General features: G+C 64.9%; 3 protein-coding genes. 1 reads left to right on the forward strand and 2 read right to left on the reverse strand.

The window, feature by feature from the left end:
• Nucleotides 1-10: 10 nt before the first annotated feature.
• A complete protein-coding gene (gene ispH / locus AC1D00_RS36955; protein WP_027546981.1) occupies nt 11-979 on the reverse strand; it encodes a 4-hydroxy-3-methylbut-2-enyl diphosphate reductase in 969 nt (322 codons plus the stop codon).
• Between the two features lie 255 nt (nt 980-1,234).
• Between ispH and AC1D00_RS36960 the strand changes: the two genes are divergently transcribed.
• Nucleotides 1,235-1,930, forward strand: coding sequence for a DUF1013 domain-containing protein (locus AC1D00_RS36960; RefSeq protein WP_167771343.1), 696 nt, complete (start codon nt 1,235-1,237; stop codon nt 1,928-1,930).
• A gap of 216 nt (nt 1,931-2,146) precedes the next feature.
• On the opposite strand, the gene AC1D00_RS36965 is transcribed toward AC1D00_RS36960, so the two are convergent.
• Nucleotides 2,147-2,744, reverse strand: a 598-nt coding sequence (locus AC1D00_RS36965; RefSeq protein WP_477014063.1) for an OmpW/AlkL family protein, incomplete at its 5' end; no start/stop codon positions are given.

Genomic DNA, 2,744 nt, shown 5'->3' on the forward strand with positions numbered 1-2,744 from the left:
CCATAGAGGTCTACTCGGCGGCGGCTTCGGGGCGCACCTGGCGCGGCAACGGGAAGAACTCGTTCTCTTCCGCGGCCGAGACCGTCTCCACATGCAGCGTGAAGCGCTCGGCGAACGCGTCCATGATCTCCTCGACGATCACTTCCGGCGCCGAGGCGCCCGCGGTGATGCCGAGGCTGGTGATGTTTTCGAACCGCTTCCAGTCGAGGTCGGCGGCGCGCTGCGCCAGCACCGCAATCGGGCAGCCCTCACGCTCGGCGACCTCGCGCAGGCGCTGCGAGTTCGACGAGTTCGGCGCGCCGACCACGATCAGGGCGTCCACCACCGGTGCCACCTTCTTCACCGCAAGCTGGCGGTTGGTGGTGGCGTAGCAGATGTCTTCCTTGTGCGGCCCGTTGATGTTCGGAAAACGCTCCTTGAGCAGCGCGACGATCTCCGCGGTGTCGTCGATCGACAGTGTGGTCTGGGTCACGAAGGCGAGGTTGTTGGGGTCCTTCGGGGTGATGGTCTTGGCGTCCTCGGCGGTCTCGATCAGGGTGACGGCGCCGACGGGGAGCTGACCGAGCGTGCCGACCACCTCGGGGTGATGGGAATGGCCGATCAGGAAGATCTCGCGGCCGCGCTTGAAGTGGATCGCGGCCTCGCGGTGGACCTTGGTCACCAGCGGGCAGGTCGCGTCCAGCGAGAACAAATTGCGGGACTGGGCGTCGGCGGGAACCGATTTCGGCACGCCATGGGCCGAGAACACCACCGGCGCGGAGGTGTTTTCCGGGATTTCGGCCAGCTCCTCGACGAAGATGGCACCCTTCTTCTTCAACCCGTCGACGACGTATTTATTGTGCACAATCTCATGGCGAACATAGACGGGGGCACCGTATTTATCGAGCGCCCGTTCCACGGTGTCGATCGCCCGGACCACCCCGGCGCAGAAGCCGCGGGGAGAACAAAGCACGATCTTGAGGTCTGGTTTTGCTGACATTGAGCGATCTCGGGACCGAATCACCTCGCCAAATGGGGGCGGGAAGCGGTCGATGGATGAATAGGGCTTGGGTACGGGCTTACGGCGACTTCAGAGGGAATTGGGCCCCCTTTCGGGCGCTGTCAAGGCACTATCTATAGCAGAACCATTGCGTGGCTACCCCCTCCGGGCTTATATAGCGCGAATTCCCAGTCATCGCTGATGACCACCGGCTTCGCCTCCAAAGGGGTGGGCGAAGCACAAAGGAGATTTGCCATGAGCAACGCACCTCTGATGCCCAAGGCGACCGCCGTCTGGCTGCTCGACAACACCGCGCTGACCTTCGACCAGGTCGCCGATTTCACCAAGATGCATCCCCTCGAGGTGCGCGCGATCGCCGACGGCGACGCGGCCCAGGGCATCAAGGGCATGGATCCCCTCTCCAACGGCCAGCTCACCCGCGAGGAGATCGAGAAGGGCGAGAAGAACCCGGATTACCGCCTCCGCCTCCAGGAGAGCAAGGTCGTGCTGCCGCCGCAGCCCAAGCGCAAGGGCCCGCGCTACACCCCGGTCTCGCGCCGCCACGAGCGCCCGAGCGCCATCCTCTGGCTGCTGCGCAACCACGCGGAGCTCAAGGACGCCCAGATCATGCGCCTGGTCGGCACCACCAAGAGCACGATCGCGAGCGTGCGCGACCGCACCCACTGGAACACCTCCTCGCTGACCCCGATCGATCCGGTCACCCTCGGCCTCTGCTCGCAGATCGAGCTCGATTTCGAGGTGGCCCGCGCGGCCAAGGAAAAGCCGATCGACGCGGCCTATGGCGGCGCGACCCTGCTGCCGGCCTCGGAGACCACCAAGAAGGACGAGTTCGAGCCGGCCGAGCGATCGAGCGACGACCTCAACGTCGACGCCGTCTTCGCCAAGCTGAAGACCCTCGGCGGCAAGAAGCAGGACAACGAGGAGGAGTAATTCTCCGTCCTCCGATTAACCATCGAACCGGATTTGAACGCGGCGGGCCACCCCGCCGCGTTTTTGTTTGGGCGTGCCGGCGCGTGTCGAGGCCTGCCTGGCAGATTCGCGGAGGCCGAGGCGGAGGCTGCATGATCTCAACAGCCGGCCGGCGAGGCGTAGGTGGCTGCCGCCGGGAACGATGCGTCTGATGTCGCATTGTTCCCGCGCGGAGGATCAAAGATGCAAGTCAACGAAGAACGCTTTGCCTTGATGCTTGGTCACGCGGCGCTGTCGGTCTGGGGTGAGATGCCCCGGGACATTCAGGAATCGCTGTTCGAGATCGCCGTACAGGGACACCCCGAGGATCGCGACCCGCTCGCGAAGCTCCTGCACGATCGGCATCCCCGCACCGTGCATTCGTACGGCGCCGCCGAAGGCGTTGCTGACGTGCAGGCTGGTGGTGGTGGCGACGATCGCGGGCGGGCCGGCGATGGCGGCCGGCGCATTGGCGGCGGAATTGTTGAAGAACACGGTGTAGTTCACGCCGGCGCCGATATACGGCTTGAACGCACCGAAATTGTCGAAGTGATATTGCAGCGTCAGCGTCGGCGGCAGCAGCGTGGTCTTGCCGATCGGCAAATTCGCGAGCGAGCCGGTGCCGCTGATCGAATGCCTGGTCACACCGAGGATCAGCTCGGCCGCGATGTTCTTGGTGAAGAAATAGCTGATGTCGAGCTCGGGCACGACCTGGTCGCTGATCGAGAGGCCGGAATTCGGCGACGACAGCGACGGCACGCCCGCGACGTTGACGGTCGCGCCGCCGGCATCGGGC

It is taken from the genome of Bradyrhizobium sp. P2_E8, assembly GCF_056403875.1.